This window comes from Sphingomonas dokdonensis (assembly GCF_002197685.1).
GTDB lineage: Bacteria > Pseudomonadota > Alphaproteobacteria > Sphingomonadales > Sphingomonadaceae > Sphingomonas > Sphingomonas dokdonensis.
Window position 1 is genome coordinate 715,159 of the sequence record NZ_NBBI01000001.1, and the last position, 18,399, is coordinate 733,557.

The window sequence follows — 18,399 nt, forward strand, 5'->3', positions numbered from 1 at the left end:
TTGATCTAAGGTTGCCTTTACTCGGCTGCCTCGGCGTAGCGGCTGATCATCGATTGCAGGCGCTGTTCGATGATCTCTTCGGCTTCGGCGACGATGCGGTCGACCAGTTCCTTTACGGTCGGAACATCGTTGATGAGCCCCTGCACCATGCCGGCGGACCAGATGCCGTCCTGCGTGTCACCGTTTTCCATCGCAGCGCGGCCGCGCGCACCGGCGACGAGATGCTGGATGTCCTTGAACTCGGCGCCGCCCTTGCGCTCGATCTGGACGACTTCTTGGCTGACCTTGTTCTTCATCACGCGCGCGGTGTTGTGCATCGTGCGGAAAATGAGGTCGGTGGCGCGTTCGTCGTTCTCGACCATCTGCTGCTTGAAGCTGTCTGGGATCTGCGCTTCCTGCGTGACGCAGAAGCGGGTGCCCATGTTGATGCCGTCCGCGCCGAGCGCCAGTGCCGCAACGAGGCCGCGGCCGTCACCGAAGCCTCCCGAGGCAAGCATCGGCACCTTGATCTTGTTCGCAGCGGCCGGGATGAGGATGAGGCCGGGGATGTCGTCCTCACCCGGGTGGCCGGCGCATTCGAAACCATCGATCGAGATCGCGTCGGCGCCCATCCGCTCCGCAGACATGGCGTGGCGCACCGCGGTGCACTTGTGGATCACCTTGATCCCATGCGCCTTGAAATCGTCGATATGCTCCTGCGGCTTGTAGCCGGCGGTTTCGACCACCTTGATCCCGCCTTCGATGATCGCGCGGCGATATTCGGCATAGGGCGGGGGAGTGATCGTCGGCAGGATCGTCAGATTTACGCCGAACGGCTTGTCGGTGAGATCCTTCGTGCGCTGGATCTCCTTTGCGAGATCCTCCGGGGTCGGCTGCGTCAGTGCCGTGACGAAACCGAGCGCGCCGGCGTTGGCGACGGCGGCGACCAGATGCGCCTTGCCGACCCACTGCATGCCGCCCTGCGCGATCGGATATTCAACCCCGAACGCCTCGGTGAACCGCGTCTTGAGCATTTCCCTCTCCCTATCCACGCCGGTGTCCGGCGGGTACCGTAACAGATGTTATGCCGATTGCGCAGGTGCCGCAAGTCTGCTCGGCAAGTGAGTGGCCCGGCCCACCGGTTGGCGCCAATGTAGGCTTGGATCGCCGCCGGTGAGGACAGACCGTCAATCAGAACACCGAACCGAGCGCCTGCTTGCCCGAGCGCGGCCGGATCTGGCTGTTGCGATAGTCGACGTCGCTCCAATCGAGCTCCTTGAACTCCTGCCGGCGTGGCCCAAGGTAGCCGAACAGGAAGGCCGCGACCTTGCGCATCTGGATCTCCTCTGCGCCCTCGGTAATGCGGTAGCGGCGGTGGTGGCGATAGATGTGCTCGAATGCCTTGTGGCGCGAATAGCCGATGCCGCCATGCACCTGCATCGCGCGATCGGCCGCCTCGCAGCACAGGCGATTGCCCCAGTAATTGCACATCGACACCTTGTCCGAGAGGCGCTTCTCCACCTCGTGGTGCGGCATCTGGTCCATTTCCCACGCCGTCTTGCGGATCAGCAGGCGCAGCATCTCGGCCTGGGTGGCAAGCTCGACGAGCGGGAACTGGATCGCCTGGTTGCGGGCGAGATCCTCGCCGAACGGCTTGCGCTGCCGCGCGTAGCGGATCGACTCCTCGATACAATAGGTCGCGGCGCCTAGCGATGACGCCGCCTGACGGATGCGGTTCTCGTGTACGAACGCCTGCGCAACCGGCAGGCCGTTTTCCGGATCGCCGAAGATCGTCGTGTCAGGCACCCAAACGTCCTTGAAGCTGACGCGCGGGTGATCCGTCGGCATGTTGAAGGTCCAGAGATATTCCTCGATCTGAACGCCCTCATCGTCGGTCGGCACCAGGAAGCAGGTGATACCCTTCGCCGCGCCGTCATCGCCGCTGGTGCGGGCGAAGAGCGCGCAATGCGTCGCGACGTGCATGCCCGTCGTCCACATCTTCTCGCCGTTGATGACATAGCCCGGCACGCCATTGCGCGATTCCGGTACCGCACGCGTTTCCATGTGCGTCGCATCGGAGCCGTGATACGGTTCGGTCAGGCCGAAGGTCACCCGTCGGGTGCCGTTCAGCGTGCCGGTGATGAATTCCTCCTTCTGCTCCTCGGTGCCGAAATCGTCGAACATCTTGGCGAAGGGATTGTTGGCAACAATCGAGTGCTCGGTCTGCAGATCGTTGTGGAGGCCGAGTCCCTTGGCGGCGAGATATTCGCGGATGACGCACATCCACAGGTTCGACCCGCCTTTGCCGCCGAACTTGGGATCCATGGCGAAGCGCAGATGGCCGGCCTTGTCCGCGCGCTTCTTCGCCTCGCGCATCAGATCTTCCCATTCGTGCCGCGGCAGGCCGCCGGCTTCGAAATCAGTGCGCGCGTATTCGCGGCGGTGGTCGAAGAAGCGGACGTTATCGTCCGCATCCTCAAGCGGCTTGATCTCCGCCTCAATGAAGGCGTCCAGCTCCTTGAGATAGTCGAGCAGATCCTGCGGCAAACCGAAATCCATGGCCCTCTCCCGAATTAAGTCGAGTCTTTTAACTTGCCTAACGGTCCGCCAGAGATTTTAAAGCCCCTAAATCAAACAAGCTGAGGGGCGATGGCGGAGAGGCTTTCGAAAGACGAGTTGGCGCGGCGGCTGTCCGTGCTTGCCCCGTGCATGGCGCCAGGCGCCGAGCGAGTCGAGAATCTGGTACGGCTGACTGGTGGCGCCAGCATGGAGACATGGGCGTTCGATGCGGTGGCGGCGGACGGCGCCACCGTCCCGCTCATCCTGCGCCGACGCACGCGCATGGTGGAGAACTCTGCCGTCTCAAAGCCGCCGCTCCGCCGTGAAGCGAAGGCGATCGCGCTGGCGGTCGCCGCAGGGGTGCCCGCGCCGATCGTCACCTACGTTTGTGACGAAAACGCGGATGGGCTGGACGAGGCATATGTCATGCACCGCGTGGCGGGTGAGACGCTTGGCAAGAAGATCACGAGCGACCCTGCCTTCGAGCCCGCGCGCGGCAAGTTGGCGCGGCAGTGCGGCGCGGCGCTTGCGCGGATCCATTCGGTCGAGCCGCTGTCCGGCCTCGACCAGACTGATGCGGCGACCACGCTCGCGAATTATGAGGCGACGTGGCGAGCGACTGGCGCGGTGCGCCCGACGATCGAAGCGGCGTTTCGCTGGCTGGAGAAGCGGCTGCCGAAAGAGGCGGTGACGCCGCGCTTCGTTCATGGCGATTTCCGCAACGGCAACATCATGGTCGATCCGAACGACGGCCTCGTCGCGGTGCTCGATTGGGAGTTGGTCCACGTCGGTGATCCGGCCGAGGACATGGGCTGGCTGTGTACGAATAGTTGGAAGTTCGGCCGCCCCGACCGCTATGTCGGTGGCTTCGGCGACGTTCAGGACCTGCTCGACGGCTATGTCGAGGCAGGCGGTGAGCCGATCAGCGCGGCGCGCGTCGATTTCTGGTCGATGCTTGGCAGCCTGAAATGGGGCGTGATGACGATGGGCATGTACGCGAGCTTCGCCTCGGACCCGAGCGCCGGGCCGGAGCGCGGCGTGATCGGGCGCCGCTTGTCCGAAACAGAGGCCGATATCGTGGCGATCATCGAAAGGAACGCGGCATGATCACGCACCCGACGGCGCAGGAATTGGTGGCGGGCGTCGCGCAGTGGCTGCCGGTCGATGGGAGCGCGAGCGTCTTTGGCTTGCGCGTGGCGCGCAATGCGCTGGAGATCGCCGCGCGCGACATGGCGATGAGCCCCGCAGCGGATGCGCGCGCGATAGAGCGGATGCGCGCGCTGCTGAACCGTGACGGCACCCGAAATGAATTGGACGAGGCGCTGGTGGCGGCGATCCGCAGCGGCACGATCGCTCCCGACGAACCCGCATTGGTTGCGCATCTTAAGGCAACAGCGCTGGATACGATCGCCATCGACCAACCGAAATACGCGCACGCGCTTGGCTGACCTGCCCGAAGCACTATAGACCGTCTCGATCATTTCCGTTCGCCCTGAGCTTGTCGAAGGGCGTGTCGCTTAGCCCGCTGCCGGTCGGCTCGGGCTTCGACAGGCTTAGCCCGAACGGATCGGAGCGTTTCGCTCCTGGCACTTTGGCGGAGTAGATTATGGCTGGCATGGGCGCATTCGACTGGGCAGATCCCTTTCTTCTGGACGAACAACTGACCGAGGATGAGCGGATGGTGCGCGACACGGCGCGCGCCTATGCCGAGGAAAAGCTCGCACCGCGCATCATTGATGCGTTCGCCAACGAGCATACCGATCCGGACATCTTCCGAGAAATGGGCGCACTCGGCCTGCTCGGCCCGACGGTGCCAGAGGAATATGGCGGCGTCGGCGCGTCGTATGTCGCTTATGGCCTGGTCGCGCGTGAGGTGGAGCGGATCGATTCGGGTTACCGTTCGATGATGAGCGTCCAGTCGAGCCTCGTGATGTACCCCATCCACGCTTATGGCTCGGAAGCGCAGAAGCGGAAGTATCTGCCCAAGTTGGCGAGCGGCGAGTGGATCGGCTGCTTCGGCCTGACCGAGCCGGATGCCGGCTCCGACCCCGGCGGCATGAAGACCCGCGCGGTGAAGAGCGACGGCGGGTACCGCCTGTCGGGTAGCAAGACCTGGATCAGCAATTCGCCGATCGCCGACGTGTTCGTCGTGTGGGCGAAGAGCGAGGAACATGGCGGCGCGATCCGCGGGTTCGTGCTGGAAAAGGGCATGAAGGGGCTGTCGGCGCCGAAGATCGAGGGCAAGCTGTCGCTGCGCGCATCGATCACCGGCATGATCGTGCTGGATGATGTCGAGGTGGGCGAGGATGCACTGCTTCCCGACGTGCAGGGGCTGAAGGGGCCGTTTGGCTGTCTCAACCGGGCGCGCTATGGCATTAGCTGGGGCGCGATGGGCGCAGCGGAATTCTGCATGCACGCCGCGCGGCAATATGGCCTCGATCGCCACCAATTCGGTCGGCCGCTCGCCGCGACTCAGCTGTATCAGAAGAAACTGGCCGACATGGAGACCGAGATTGCGCTCGGTCTGCAAGCGTCCCTGCGCGTCGGCCGCCTGATGGACGAAGGCCGCTTCGCACCGGAAATGGTCTCGATCGTGAAGCGCAACAATGTCGGCAAGGCGCTCGATATCGCCCGCGTGTCGCGTGACATGCACGGCGGGAATGGCATTTCGGGCGAATATCAGGTGATGCGCCACGTGATGAACCTGGAAACGGTCAACACCTACGAGGGCGCGCATGATGTGCATGCGCTGATCCTCGGCCGCGCGATTACCGGCATCGCTGCCTTCTGAGCGCCGGCACATGAAGGAAACCCCGCTCAAGGGCATCAAGGTCGTCGAGCTTGCCCGCATCCTCGCCGGCCCCTGGGCGGGGCAGATCCTGGCCGATCTCGGCGCCGATGTGATCAAGATACAGAGCCCCGCGGGCGATGATACCCGCACCTGGGGCCCGCCATTCGTCGAGCACGACGGCGACCGCGCCGCGGCCTACTACCACGCCTGTAACCGCGGCAAGTCGAGCATCATTGCGGACTTCACCAAGGCGGAGGATGTCGCTCGTGTGAAGGCGCTGATCGCCGACGCGGACGTGGTGATCGAGAATTTCAAGGTCGGCGGGCTCGCCAAATATGGGCTCGATTATGCGAGCCTCGCGCCAGATCATCCGCGGCTCGTCTATTGCTCGATCACCGGCTTCGGCCAGACCGGGCCCTATGCCCATCGCGCCGGCTACGATTTCATCATCCAGGGCATGGGCGGAATCATGTCGTTGACCGGCGAGCCGGGCGGCGCGCCGCAGAAGATCGGCGTTGCCTTTGCCGACATCATGACTGGGCTATACGCAACGATCGGCATTCAGGCGGCGCTGATGATGCGCGCGCGGACCGGGCGGGGGCAGCAGGTCGATTGCGCGCTGCTCGACACGATGGTCGGCGTGCTGGCGAACCAGGCGGCGAATTATTTCGCCAGCGGCGAGAACCCGGCGCGGATGGGCAACGCCCATGCGAACGTCAGCCCCTATGCCGTGTTCCCCACCAGCGACGGCTGGTTCATCCTGGCGGTCGGCAATGATGCACAATATCACCGCTTTGCCGCTATTGTCGGAATTGGCCCGGACCAACGTTGGGACACCAACGCCGGGCGGATCGAACATCGTGCGCCGCTGTTCGCGCTGGTCGAGGAACGCTGCCGCACCTTCACGCGTGACGATCTGCTGGCACGACTGGAGGCGGCGGGAGTGCCCGCGGGACCGATCAACACCGTCGAACAGGCGCTGAACGACCCGCAGGTCCAGGCGCGCGGCATGGTACTGCCGCCCAGCGAGGCGCGGCCCATCGCCGGCCTGCGCACCCCGATCCAGTTTTCGGACGCCGCGCTCGCGCTCAAGAACGGGGCGCCGACGCTCCGCTCCTGATGAGCGCAGCGTGCCGAGCATAACTTTTGTTGTGCTCGCGTCCGCGCCGCGATACCTCTCCCTGCAAATCATACAGGAGAGAGCATCCGTGAGCACGCCACCCCTCGCCGGTATCCGTATCGTCGAATTCGCCGGGATCGGCCCGGGGCCGTTCGCCGGCATGATGCTGGCCGATCACGGCGCAGAGGTGATTCGCATCGATCGACCGGGCAAGACGCAGGGCAATGGCGTCGCGGAAAAGGACCCGCTGCTGCGTAGCCGCAAGTCGATCGGCATGGATCTGAAGGATCCCAAGGCGATCGAGGCGGTGCGAAAGATCGTGAAGGGCGCCGACGCCATTATCGAGGGCTTCCGCCCCGGCGTGATGGAGCGCCTTGGGCTTGGCCCCGACGTGCTGCTCGCCGACAATCCGAAGCTCGTCTATGGCCGCATGACCGGTTGGGGCCAGTATGGCCCGATGGCGCCCGAGCCCGGCCATGACATCAACTACATCGCGATATCGGGAGCGCTTCACGCTTTTGGCCGCAAGGGCGAGAAGCCGACGCCGCCGATCAATCTGGCGGGCGATTTCGGCGGGGGCGGGATGTTCCTGGCCTACGGCATGCTTGCCGCGCTGCTCCACGCCGCGCGCACCGGCGAGGGGCAGGTGGTCGACGCCGCGATGACCGATGGATCGGCGGTGCTGATGACGATGATGTGGGGTTTCCGCGGCATGGGCCGGTGGAGCGACGAGCGCGGCACGAACCTGCTCGATACCGCTGCGCACTTCTACGACACCTACGAAACGAGCGATGGCAAGTTCATATCGCTTGGCGCGATCGAGCCGCAGTTCTATGCCGAGTTCCGGCAGGTTATGGGACTCAGCGACGACAGATGGTCGGCGCAGATGGATCAGCGGCAATGGCCGGCGCTAAAGGATGAACTGACCGCCCTGTTTAAGACGAAGACCCGCGACGAATGGGTCGCGGCGTTCAAGGGCCACGATGTCTGCTTTGCCCCGGTGCTCGGCTTCGACGAGGCGTATGACGATTCGCACAATAAGGCGCGCGGTACCTTTGTCGAAGCGGGCGGCATCAAGCAGCCCGCGCCTGCGCCGCGCTATTCCAAGAGCGGAACGGTCGCACCCTCGCTTGGTGGCGAGAGGCAGGACGCAGCCGTGCTCCGCGAGCTCGGCTTCGATGATGCGGAGGTCGCGGTGCTCGGCTATTGAGGCTGAATGTCGCGACTAACCGTCAACAACGAGGCAATTGAATATCGCCTCGATCCAGCCACTCCCTTGCTCTGGGCGTTGCGTGATGCGTCCAATCTGACGGGGACGAAATATGGCTGCGGAACGGGTAGCTGTGGGGCGTGCACCGTCGACATCGACGGTCGCGCCGTCCGCTCCTGTCAGGTCACGATCGCGCAGGTGGAGGGCAGCTTTGTCACCACCGTCGAGGGTTTGTCACGCGATCGCGCGCATCCGGTGCAAGCGGCCTTGCTCGCCGGCAATGTCGTGCAATGCGGCTTCTGCGTTCCGGGTGTCGTTATGGCGGCTGCCGTACTGATCAAGAACGACCGCGATCCGTCCGAGGCCAAGATTCGCCAGGCGCTCTCCAATTTGTGCCGCTGCGGCATCTATCCGCGCCTCGTAGAGGCCGTTCAACGTGCCGCCCGGGCCGCCCGCGGCGACGAAACATTGCCCACTGTCGCTCGGCCGGGAATCGATCCGGCCGAGGCGGCGCGCAGCGTGCCGGCGCTTACTCCTCGCTGATCCGGCTGGTGATCCTCGTGTCGCGCATGCGGATATAAACCACGAGAGATATCGCGATCATCCCACTGACATACCAATAGAAACCGCGCTCCCAGCCAGCATCCTTGAAAGACAGCGCGACATATTCCGCGGTGCCCCCGAACAGAGTATTGGCAAGCGCATAAGGAAGCGCGACGCCCAGCGCCCTGATGTTGGCGGGAAACAACTCCGCCTTCACCACCGCGTTGATCGACGTGTAACCCGTTACGATCACGAGTGCGGCCATCACCAGCAGCCCGGCAACCACCGGATTGCGCACAGTCTCCAGCGTGGAAAAAATCGGATAGGTTCCCAGAACGCCCAGGATCCCGAAACCGACCATCAGAGGCTTACGTCCGACGCGATCGCTGAAGCCGCCAGCAAGTGGCTGCAAACACATGAAAACGAAGAGCGTTGCGGCGTTGATCTGGCTGGCGGTCTGCCGGTCGAACCCGCTGGTATTTACCAGGAACTTCTGCATGTAGATCGAATAGGCATAAAAGGCGAGCGTACCGCCGGCTGTCAGGAGCATCACCGTGGCGGTCTCGCGCGGGTGCTGCGTGACAAGCGTCCAGAAGCCAGACTTTGGCCCCGCCGCCTGCTTGAAGCTCTCGGTCTCCGCCAACCCGCGCCGAATGCGAAAGACGACAATCGCCAGCACGCCGCCGATGGCGAACGGAATGCGCCATCCCCACGCATCCAACGCCGCTTCTGTCATGGTGGATTGCAAAAGCAGAAGCACGAGCAATGCGGTCAGCTGTCCGGCAATCAGCGTGACATATTGAAAACTCGAGAAAAAACCTCGGCGGTCGCGCCCGGCCATCTCGGACAGATAGGTCGCGCTCGCACCATATTCGCCGCCGACCGACAGCCCCTGCATCAGACGCGCGAAAACGAGCAAGCCCGGTGCCAGCACGCCGATGCTCTGATAGCCGGGCGTGACGGCAATCAGGAACGATCCGGCGCACATCAGCGTCACCGACAAGGTGAGTCCGGCCTTGCGCCCGCGCCGATCGGCATAGATGCCCATGATCCACGCCCCGATCGGCCGCATGATGAAGCCGACGGCAAATACGGCAGCGGCGCTCAGCAGTTGCGCCGTGCGATCTTCGGACGGAAAGAAATGCGGCGCGAAATAGAGGGTGAATGCCGAGTAGGCGTACCAATCGTACCATTCCACCAGATTGCCGGTAGAACCGCCGATGATCGATTTCAGTCGCGGGTTCATGCTGCCCTTGTTCATCGTCTGAGCGCAGACCACGCGCTTGTGGTCCACGGCATGGCTTAGTCTTAGCCGAGCGATGCAGAAAGGGGTTGATGCCGCGCGTCAGGCGCTCGACAAATGGCGCAAAGGAGAGGCGCCATCGAAAGCCTGCTGATCGCCAACCGTGGCGAGATCGCAATTCGTATTGCCCGAACGGCCGCCGCACTGGGGCTGAGGACCGTTGCGGTCCATTCGCAGGATGAGCGCGACGCGCCGCATGCCCGGGCAGCGGATGCCTCGATCGCGCTGGAGGGAGAGGGGGCGTCAGCCTACCTTTCCACTGACGGCATCATCGCAGCAGCGCGCAGCAGCGGCTGCGATGCCGTGCATCCTGGCTACGGGTTTCTCAGCGAGAACGCAGGATTGGCAGCGGCCTGCAGGGAGGCGGGGCTGGTCTTTGTCGGCCCCGACGCGGCGTTGCTGACGTTGTTCGGGGACAAGGCCCGGGCCAAGCGGCACGCCAGTGCGATGGGCGTTCCGGTATTGGCGGAAGGCGATGACGCGCGCGGACCGGTGATCGTGAAAGCGGTGGCGGGCGGCGGTGGCCGGGGTATACGCGTGGTTCACGACCTTTCCACGCTTGCCGCTCAGATCGAGGCCGCGGGCGCCGAGGCGCTGTCCGCCTTTGGCTCCGATGCAGTGTTGGTCGAGCGCTACATCGTGTCGGCGCGGCATATCGAAGTGCAGTTGCTCGGCGATGCGAGTGGCCGTGTGGCGGCGCTCGGCACGCGGGATTGCACGCTGCAACGGCGCCATCAGAAACTGCTGGAGATCGCACCTGCCCAGGCGCTTGACCCGGGTTTAGCCGATCGGATCGTCGCTGCCGCCATCCGGCTGCTTGACGGTACCGGGTACGTCGGGCTGGCAACAGCTGAGTTCCTGGTCGATCGCACCTTGCCGCCTGACCATGCCGAGGCCTTCGCCTTTCTTGAGGTCAATCCGCGCCTGCAGGTGGAACACACAGTAACCGAGGAAGTCTTCGGCGTTGACCTCGTTGCGTTACAGCTCTCACTGGCTAGCGGAGAGACGCTGCCGGCTTCGCTGCCCGCGCCTCGCGGTGTCGCCATCCAGTTGCGGATCAACGCAGAGACAATAGCCAGCGATGGCGCGCCGCGGCCATCCGCCGGGTCGATAAGTGGCCTCTATACGCCTGGCGGTCCGGGTATTCGGATCGATAGCGCGGCGCAGCCCGGATACGTGACGAACCCCCGCTTCGATCCGTTGTTGGCGAAGTTGATCGTTCATGCGCAGGATTGGCCAGCCGTCCTTGCACGGGCGCGCCGCGCTATTTCGGAATATCGCATAGATGGCGTAGCGACGAATATCGCACTTCATGCGGCGCTGCTGGCCCGCTCGGAAGTTGCAGAGGCCGAGATCGATACGGCGTGGTTCGAACGCAACGTCGCCAGCCTTGCTCCGGCTACCGAGCAAGACACTGCCGATCAAGGCACAGGACAGGCGAATGCAGAGGTGGTGACTGCGCCACTTTCGGGCGTTGTGGTCTCGATCGACGTGGCGGTTGGCGATGCGGTTCGCGCCGGCGCGGAAGTGGGCACGATCGAGGCGCTGAAGATGCAGCACGCGATCGTCGCGCCGAACAGCGGCATCGTTGAGGCCGTGTCGGCGCACGTGGGCCGCGTGATCGACGAAGGCAGTGTCGTCTTGCGATTGTCACCATCGACCGATGTCGGTGAGCATGACTCGGCCGAGCAGGTGATCGATCCGGACTTCATCCGTCCCGATCTCGCCGAGGTGCAGGCCCGTCACGCGCTTGGGCTCGATGAAAACAGGCCCGACGCGATGGAGCGTCGCCGCCGTACTAATCAGCGTAGCGCCCGTGAAAATCTAGACGATCTGTTCGACGCAGGAAGCTTCGTCGAATATGGCGCGCTGACGATTGCCGCGCAGCGGCGGCGACGCAGCCTTGACGATCTGATGCGCAACACGCCTGCCGACGGCATGATCGGGGGGATTGGCACAGTAAACGCGCATGATCACGGAGAGGAAGCGGCCAAGTGCCTCGGGCTCGCCTACGACTACACGGTCCTTGCCGGCACGCAGGGGCACAACAATCATCGCAAGACCGATCGGCTACTTGGCATCGCCGCCGATCTGAAGCTGCCGATCGTCTTCTATACGGAAGGTGGTGGCGGGCGGCCGGGTGATGTGGACTCAGTCGGGGCAACAGGTCTCGACGTGCCGACGTTCCGCAGCTTTGCCGCTCTGTCGGGTGTGGCCCCGCGCCTCGGGATCACGTCAGGCTATTCTTTCGCGGGCAATGCCGTTCTGTTCGGCAGTTGCGACATCACGATCGCGACGCGCGATGCGCACATCGGCGTTGGCGGCCCGGCGATGATCGAAGGGGGTGGGTTGGGGGTGTTTTCCCCCAAGGAGGTGGGGCCGGTCGACGTGCACTGGCAGAGCGGGGCGATCGACATACTGGCGGAGGATGAGGCCGATGCAACGGACGTTGCGCGGCGGCTGCTGTCCTTTTTCCAAGGTACGATCTCGCCTGGCACGGTGCCGGATCAACGCCTGTTGCGGCACGCAGTGCCCGAAAATCGATTGCGGGTGTTCGACATGCGCGCGGTGATCGCCGGACTCTTCGATGCGGACAGCTTTGTGGAGCTTCGCGGAGGGTACGCACGGGGCATGATCACCGGTCTGGCACGGATCGACGGCCGAGCGGTCGGGCTGATTGCCAACGATTGTCGCTACTTATCGGGTGCTGTTGATGCCGAAGGTGCGGATAAGGCGGCGCGGTTCTTCCAACTGTGCGATGCCTTCGGGATCCCGATCGTGTCCTTGTGCGACACGCCCGGGTTCATGGTCGGACCGGAGGCGGAAAAGACCGCGCCGATCCGGCGTGCGGCTCGCATGTTCGTCGTCGGTGCGGCGCTATCGGTCCCTGTTTTCACCGTTGTCATCCGCAAAGCCTACGGCTTGGGGGCACAAGCGATGGCTGGTGGATCGCTCCATGCCGGGCCGTTCACGATCGCATGGCCAACGGCGGAGTTCGGCGGCATGGGTCTCGAGGGCGCTGTGCGGCTGGGCTATCGCAAGGAACTGGAAGCGATCGCCGAAGAAAGCGAGAGACAGAAGCGTTTCGAACAGCTTGTGGCGCAATCCTACGAGCGCGGCAAAGCTGTGTCGGTGGCGCAGTACCTTGAGATCGACGCTGTCATAGATCCGGCGGATACGCGCAAGTGGCTGCTCCGCGGGCTGGCATCCACTCCCTCGCGGCGCTCCGGCCGCTATATCGATACATGGTGAGGCGATGATCGAACTATATCATTGTGCTGACGCTCGCTCCTTTCGCGCCTTGTGGGCGCTGGAAGAACTGGGGCTTGCGTACAAGCTGCATCTGCTGCCGTTTCCGCCGCGCATCCGCCAGCCGACGTACCTTGATGCCAATCCGCTCGGCACCATTCCGTTGTTGATCGATGGGGAGACGAGAATGACGGAATCCGCTGCAATCGTTCAATATCTTGCTGTGAAACATGGGCCGACGCCTCTGGCCGTTTCGCCAGACGAAGGCGGCTATGGCGCATGGCTGAACTGGCTGCATTTCGGTGAGGCGACGCTCACGTTTCCCCAGACGTTGGTGCTGCGTTATCGGATGCTGGAGCCGCCGGAGCGACGCTTGCCGCAGGCGGCCGATGATTACGCCCAGTGGTTCCACTCCCGATTGCGGCATGTCGAGCGCGCGCTGAGCGATCGTGAGTGGTTGGTGGCGGACCGGTTTACCGCGGCCGATATTTCAGTGGGTTATGCATTGCTGTTGGCGAAAAGCCTGAAGATAGATCAAGGCTTTCCGCCGCAAGTTGCCGCCTATTGGGAGCGGTTGAAAGCCCGCGACGGGTTCGCCAAGGCCAAGGCGGCGCAGAAGTCGGCCGGATCGGCTGCCTAGCGCGCTGCCAGTTTGCGGAAAGCGCGCTCGATCCGATCGGGAGCCTGCGCGCCGTTGATGGTGAACTCACCATCGATCACCATGGTCGGGACAGAGGCGATTCCCTCCGATCGCCACTCGATTTCGTCGTCGTGAACCTCGGCTGCAAAGCGGCCTGTTTTCAGCACCGTTTTGGCCTCGGATCGATCTAGTCCGGCCGCCTCTGCAGCATCAATAAGGACGTCATGGCCAGATATGTTGAGGCCGCGTTCGAAATAGGCGTCGAAGAGCGCGTGCTTGAGCGCAACCTGTCGACCGTCCTTGGCGGCGAAGGCGAGAAGCCGGTGTGCGTCGAACGTGTCGTAGATTCGATCGGGGCGACCGGCCATGGCGAGCCCCGCCTCCTGCGCCGCCGCCCGTACACCGCCGCCGCGCGATTTCGCCTGGTCGGGCGTGATGCCGTATTTGCGGGCGATGTTATCCGACGATAGCTCGCCTTCGGGAGGGAGGCCTGGATTGAGTTGGAGCGGGTGAAAGGTGAGGTCTGCCTGCACCGTGCCGCCAAGCGCACCCAAGGCCCTTTCGAGATTGGCGAGGCCGATGTAGCACCAGGGGCACACGATGTCGGAGACGATGTCGAGCCGCAATGTGTGCATGGTGAACTCCTAAGCCGTCACGATCGCGCCAGCCTCCACCCGAAGCGGCCATGGCGTCAAGGCGGTGCCCGGGCAGGGGCCGCCGACGCAGGTGCCGCTCTCGATATCGAACAGCGCGCCGTGCCAACTGCATGCGATGCGATCCGCCGCGACATAATCGTCGAGCTTTTGCGCGAGCGGCAGGCCCATGTGCGGGCAGCGATCGACATAGCCGAACACGTCGTCACCGCGCCGGACGGCGAAGCCGTGGAAGCGGCCGGCGCGCAGTTCGATGACGAAGCTGCGCGCGGCGCCGTCCGCGATCTGATCGAGCGGACCGAGCGTGACGCCGGCCGGCGTGGCGGAGAGACGCTCGGTCAGGGCAGCGTCGCCTTGGGGAAATCGGCCCAGCAGGCGTCGTAATCGGGCTGGGCGTGCTCAAGCGCGAAGCTGGTCGGGCGATAGGGCCAGCAGCTTTCCAGCATGAAGGCCATGGTGCCGCCGATCTTGTGCGGCTTCAGATTGGCGTTCGACGCCGCGTCCCACGTCGCCTTATCCGGCCCGTGGCCGCTCAGCAGATTGTGGAGCGAGAGGCCGCCCGGGCGGAAGCCTTCGGCCTTGGCGTCATAGGCGCCGGTGATGAGCCCCATCGCTTCGGACATGATGTTGCGGTGGAACCAGGGCGGGCGGAAAGTGTCCTCCGCCACCATCCAGCGCGGCGGGAAGATCACGAAATCGGCGTTGGCGCGGCCGGGCACGTCCGACGGCGAGGTCAGCACGGTGAAGATCGACGGATCGGGATGGTCGAAACTGACGGTGTTGATGGTGTTGAAATGCGTGAGATCGTAGCGCCACGGCGCGAGATTGCCGTGCCACGCGGCCACGTCGAGCGGCGAGTGATGAAGTTCGGTACGCCACAGGCTGCCGAGATATTTCTGGATCACCTCGCAACGCTCGTCGCGATCCTCGAACCAGGCGTTCGGCGTTTCGAAATCGCGCGGATTGGCAAGGCCGTTGGCGCCGATCGGGCCGAGATCGGGCAGGCGGAACATCGCGCCGTGGTTTTCCAGCGCATAGCCGCGCGCCGAGCCATCGGGCAGCACGGCGCGGAAGCGGACGCCGCGCGGCACCAGCGCGACCTGGCCAGGCGCAATGTCGATCCGGCCGAGTTCGGTCAGGAGCGCGAGGCGCCCCTCCTGCGGCACGAACAGCAATTCGCCGTCCGCATCGACGAAGACGCGGTTCTCCATGTCGCGATCGGCGGCATAGACGTGGAGCGCGACGCCTTCGAGATCGGCGGGATCACGGTTCGCCAGCATCGTCGTCATGCCATCGACGAGGTCGACGCCACTATCTCCGGCAACCGGGTCCCAGCGCAGGCGATTGGGCGCGAGCGGTTCCTTGACTGTACCCGGCGCGAAGCGTGCGGCGCCTTCGTAGCGGGTGAAGGGCGGATGCTCGGCCGAGGGGCGGAGGCGATACAGCCAGGAGCGGCGGTTTTCGTGACGCGGCGCGGTGAAGGCGGTGCCGGAGAGCTGCTCCGCGTAGAGGCCGAAGGGCGGCTTCTGCGGCGAGTTGCGGCCGATGGGCAGGGCGCCGGGCACCGCCTCGGTCGCGACGTGGTTGCCGAAGCCGGGTGTGTAGTTGCTGTCGGTCGGCATTCGGGCCTCTCCGTCTATCGCTTCGTCATGGCGGGCTTGTCCCGGCATCCAGGGTGCCGCTTGTCCAACGATCGTGGAGGTTGCGGATGGTTGGACCCCGGCGCAAGGCCGGAGTGACGGGTGGTTTGGGCGATGGTGCGCGATCTGCTCGCCGGCGCGTCAGACGCGGCAAAGCCGCGCCTGGTGCGCCGGCTTTGCTGCGCTGGCCGGTCGATGGCGGCGCCGGAGCGCCGCACCTCGATCGAGGCAGGCGCCTCGATCATCGGTCAGGCATCGACCTTAATGACGCCCCGACGGATCTGGTCGAGCTCGATGCTTTCGAACAGCGCCTGGAAGTTTCCGTTGCCGAAGCCTTCGTTGCCCTTGCGCTGGATGATCTCGAAGAAGATCGGGCCGAACATGTTTTCGGTGAAGATCTGGAGCAGGATGCCTTCGCCGGACTCGACCGAGCCGTCGATGAGGATGCGGTTCTTCTTCAGCCGCGCCAGATCCTCGCCATGGCCGGGGACGCGCTTGTCGACCAGTTCGTAATAGGTCTCGATCGTGTCCTGCAGGTTCACGCCGCGGGCGCGCAGGCGCTCGACGGTGTCGAAGATGTCATCGGTGGTCAGCGCGAGATGCTGGATGCCTTCGCCCTGATATTCGCGGATGAACTCCTCGATCTGCGAATTGTCGTCCTGACTTTCGTTCAGAGGGATGCGGATCGCCTTATCGGGGGCGATCATCGCCTGGCTGAACAGGCCGGTCGCCTTGCCCTTGATGTCGAAGTACTTCTGCTCCTCGAAATTGAAGAGCGTGCGATAGAATTGGCTCCACACCTGCATCTGGCCGCGGCGAACGTTGTGGGTGAGGTGATCGAGCAGGTCGAGCCCGACGCTGTTCTTCGCCTCATTCTCCTGCCAGCCGGGATATTCGGCCCAGTTTTCATACAGGTCGATGTCGTCCTGAATGAAATACAGGTACGAGCCGCCGATGCCCATGATGACGGTGTCGTCCTCTTCGGTCGGCTTGCCGCCGTTGGCGAGCGCCCATTCGAGCGCCTTTTTCGGATCGGCGACGCGGAACGCCATCGCGCTGGCCGAGGCGCCATGTTCGTTGCGGAACTGCTTCACCCGGCCCGCCTCGTCGCGGTTCAGCATCAGGTTGATACGCCCCTGCTTGTAGCGGGTGATGTTCTTCGTCGGGTGCCGATGCGTCGCCACGAAGCCGAGCTGCTCGAACTGCTTGGCCATCGCCTCGGGGTCGGGAGAGGTGAATTCGACGAATTCGAAGCCGTTCAGGCCCAGGGGGTTGTCGGTCGACATGAGCGTGTCCTCATCCAGTAACATTTGTTACTATCATCGCGGCTTGAGGCATCCGTGTCAAATGCTACCACTGCTTTCATGACGAACCATCTCGTGCTCGACCGGTTCCTGCCGTACCGATTGTCGGTGACGTCCAATCTGGTGAGCGACCGGATCGCGCGCGCTTATGAATCGCTGTTTGGCCTGACCATTCCCGAGTGGCGGCTGATCGCGGTGATCGCGGAAGTGGAGGCGATCACGCAGGCGGACATCGGCGAGCGCACGCGCATGGACAAGGTTACGGTCAGCCGAGCGGCGATCGCGCTGGTCGAGCGTGGGCTGCTGACCCGCGCGCCCAATCCCGGCGACAAGCGGTCGCATCATCTGTCGCTTACGACCCATGGCCGCGACCTGTATGCCAGCGTGGCGCCCAAGGCGCTGGAACTGGAGCGCACGATCTTCGCTTGCTTCACCCAGAAAGAGCTCGACGGGTTCGTGGCGATGCTGCGACGGATCGATGCAGCAGCGCTGGAGGCTTGATTGTCTGATTTGCCGTTGATTGCCGGGGTGGAGCTTGGGGGCACCAAGTGCGTGGTGCTGCTGGCGCGTGGGCCGGAGGCGATCGAGGAGCGGGTAGAATTGCCGACCACGTCTCCCGATGAGACCCTGACCGCGATCGAGCAGGTGATCGATCAATGGCAGGGGTTTGCGGCGCTTGGCATTGCGAGCTTCGGCCCCGTCTCGATCGATCGGACGGCGGGCGACTATGGCTCGATCACGTCCACGCCAAAGCCCGGTTGGGCGGGCACCGACGTCGCGCGGCGCCTTGCGGCGCGCTACGACGTGCCGACGGGCTTTCAGTCCGACGTGGTTGGCGCCGCGCTGGGCGAAGCGCGCTGGGGTGCTGCCGGCGGGCTTGCCGACCTAGCCTATGTCACGGTCGGTACGGGGATCGGCGTGGGGCTGATCGCCGGCGGCGTGCCGGTGGAAGGGCTGACGCACAGCGAGCTGGGCCACATTCGCCCGCAGCGGATCGCCGGCGACGACTGGGTTGGGGTCTGCCCCTTTCATGGCGCCTGCGTCGAAGGGCTCGCGTCCGGGCCGGCGATCGCGGCACGCGCGGGGATGAAGGGGCAGGATCTGCCGGCCGATCACGCGGCGTGGGACGGCGTGGTGCATGCGCTTGCGCAGATGCTGCACGTGGTGACGCTGACCGGCGTGCCGCGGCGCATCGTGATGGGTGGCGGCGTGATCGTCGGGAGCCAGTTTCTGTTGCCGCGGATCCGAGCGGCGTTGCGCGCATCGCTGAACGGCTATGTCGCGCTGCCAGAGATCGAGGATGTCGACACCTTTGTGGTGCCGGCGAGCCTTGGCCATAACGCGGGGCCGCTGGGTGCGATCGTGCTTGGTCAGCAGGCGCTGCTGGATCGCTGATCCGACGAACGCG

17 protein-coding genes are annotated in these 18,399 nt (G+C 64.3%); 10 read left to right on the forward strand and 7 right to left on the reverse strand.

Features of this window, described 5'->3' with window-relative positions:
• Window positions 1-17: 17 nt before the first annotated feature.
• On the reverse strand, window positions 18-1,058 hold the full coding sequence (locus tag SPDO_RS03335; protein ID WP_483881768.1) for an NAD(P)H-dependent flavin oxidoreductase: 1,041 nt from the start codon (window positions 1,056-1,058) through the stop codon (window positions 18-20).
• 112 nt (window positions 1,059-1,170) lie between these two features.
• Window positions 1,171-2,538, reverse strand: coding sequence for an acyl-CoA dehydrogenase family protein (locus SPDO_RS03340; protein ID WP_088365983.1), 1,368 nt, complete (start codon window positions 2,536-2,538; stop codon window positions 1,171-1,173).
• Window positions 2,539-2,628: 90 nt separating this feature from the next.
• Between SPDO_RS03340 and SPDO_RS03345 the strand changes: the two genes are divergently transcribed.
• From SPDO_RS03345 to SPDO_RS03370, 6 genes are all read left to right on the forward strand, one after another.
• Complete coding sequence (locus SPDO_RS03345) at window positions 2,629-3,645, forward strand: phosphotransferase family protein (protein ID WP_088365984.1); 1,017 nt, start codon at window positions 2,629-2,631, stop codon at window positions 3,643-3,645.
• Window positions 3,642-3,986 (forward strand): DUF6285 domain-containing protein, encoded by a 345-nt coding sequence (locus SPDO_RS03350; protein WP_088365985.1) that lies wholly within the window; start codon window positions 3,642-3,644, stop codon window positions 3,984-3,986. The genes SPDO_RS03345 and SPDO_RS03350 overlap by 4 nt, the downstream gene beginning before the upstream one ends.
• A 158-nt stretch (window positions 3,987-4,144) precedes the next feature.
• A complete protein-coding gene (locus SPDO_RS03355; RefSeq protein WP_088365986.1) occupies window positions 4,145-5,329 on the forward strand; it encodes an acyl-CoA dehydrogenase in 1,185 nt (394 codons plus the stop codon).
• Between the two features lie 10 nt (window positions 5,330-5,339).
• Window positions 5,340-6,449: a CaiB/BaiF CoA transferase family protein gene (locus SPDO_RS03360; RefSeq protein ID WP_088365987.1), complete on the forward strand. Its 1,110-nt coding sequence runs from the start codon at window positions 5,340-5,342 to the stop codon at window positions 6,447-6,449.
• Between the two features lie 88 nt (window positions 6,450-6,537).
• Entirely contained in the window at window positions 6,538-7,659 is a 1,122-nt protein-coding gene (locus SPDO_RS03365; RefSeq protein ID WP_088365988.1) for a CaiB/BaiF CoA transferase family protein, read from the forward strand.
• A gap of 6 nt (window positions 7,660-7,665) precedes the next feature.
• Window positions 7,666-8,202: a (2Fe-2S)-binding protein gene (locus SPDO_RS03370; RefSeq protein WP_088365989.1), complete on the forward strand. Its 537-nt coding sequence runs from the start codon at window positions 7,666-7,668 to the stop codon at window positions 8,200-8,202.
• On the opposite strand, the gene SPDO_RS03375 is transcribed toward SPDO_RS03370, so the two are convergent.
• Window positions 8,189-9,463, reverse strand: coding sequence for an MFS transporter (locus SPDO_RS03375; protein ID WP_088366355.1), 1,275 nt, complete (start codon window positions 9,461-9,463; stop codon window positions 8,189-8,191). The two genes, SPDO_RS03370 and SPDO_RS03375, sit on opposite strands and share 14 nt — an antisense overlap.
• A gap of 99 nt (window positions 9,464-9,562) precedes the next feature.
• On the opposite strand from SPDO_RS03375, the gene SPDO_RS03380 reads away from it, so the two are divergent.
• Both SPDO_RS03380 and SPDO_RS03385 read left to right on the forward strand, forming a co-directional pair.
• Window positions 9,563-12,757 carry an acetyl-CoA carboxylase family protein gene (locus SPDO_RS03380; protein WP_088365990.1) on the forward strand — a complete coding sequence of 1,065 codons (3,195 nt, stop codon included), beginning with the start codon at window positions 9,563-9,565 and terminating at the stop codon, window positions 12,755-12,757.
• 4 nt (window positions 12,758-12,761) lie between these two features.
• On the forward strand, window positions 12,762-13,394 hold the full coding sequence (locus SPDO_RS03385) for a glutathione S-transferase family protein (RefSeq protein ID WP_088365991.1): 633 nt from the start codon (window positions 12,762-12,764) through the stop codon (window positions 13,392-13,394).
• Here the strand turns inward: SPDO_RS03385 and SPDO_RS03390 are convergent.
• The 4 genes from SPDO_RS03390 to hppD all read right to left on the reverse strand — a co-directional run bounded on the left by SPDO_RS03390 (window position 13,391) and on the right by hppD (window position 16,973).
• A complete protein-coding gene (locus SPDO_RS03390) occupies window positions 13,391-14,029 on the reverse strand; it encodes a DsbA family oxidoreductase (RefSeq protein WP_088365992.1) in 639 nt (212 codons plus the stop codon). The two genes, SPDO_RS03385 and SPDO_RS03390, sit on opposite strands and share 4 nt — an antisense overlap.
• A gap of 9 nt (window positions 14,030-14,038) precedes the next feature.
• Window positions 14,039-14,389 carry a Rieske (2Fe-2S) protein gene (locus tag SPDO_RS03395; RefSeq protein ID WP_088365993.1) on the reverse strand — a complete coding sequence of 117 codons (351 nt, stop codon included), beginning with the start codon at window positions 14,387-14,389 and terminating at the stop codon, window positions 14,039-14,041.
• Window positions 14,386-15,669, reverse strand: a complete 1,284-nt coding sequence (gene hmgA, locus SPDO_RS03400; protein ID WP_088365994.1) for a homogentisate 1,2-dioxygenase — start codon at window positions 15,667-15,669, stop codon at window positions 14,386-14,388. Before hmgA ends, SPDO_RS03395 begins: the two co-directional genes overlap by 4 nt.
• A gap of 266 nt (window positions 15,670-15,935) precedes the next feature.
• Window positions 15,936-16,973: a 4-hydroxyphenylpyruvate dioxygenase gene (hppD, locus tag SPDO_RS03405; protein ID WP_088366356.1), complete on the reverse strand. Its 1,038-nt coding sequence runs from the start codon at window positions 16,971-16,973 to the stop codon at window positions 15,936-15,938.
• Between the two features lie 78 nt (window positions 16,974-17,051).
• Between hppD and SPDO_RS03410 the strand changes: the two genes are divergently transcribed.
• A complete protein-coding gene (locus SPDO_RS03410) occupies window positions 17,052-17,492 on the forward strand; it encodes a MarR family winged helix-turn-helix transcriptional regulator (protein WP_088365995.1) in 441 nt (146 codons plus the stop codon).
• Window positions 17,493-18,386 (forward strand): ROK family protein, encoded by an 894-nt coding sequence (locus SPDO_RS03415; protein WP_245829047.1) that lies wholly within the window; start codon window positions 17,493-17,495, stop codon window positions 18,384-18,386. It abuts the gene before it with no gap.
• Window positions 18,387-18,399: the final 13 nt, after the last annotated feature.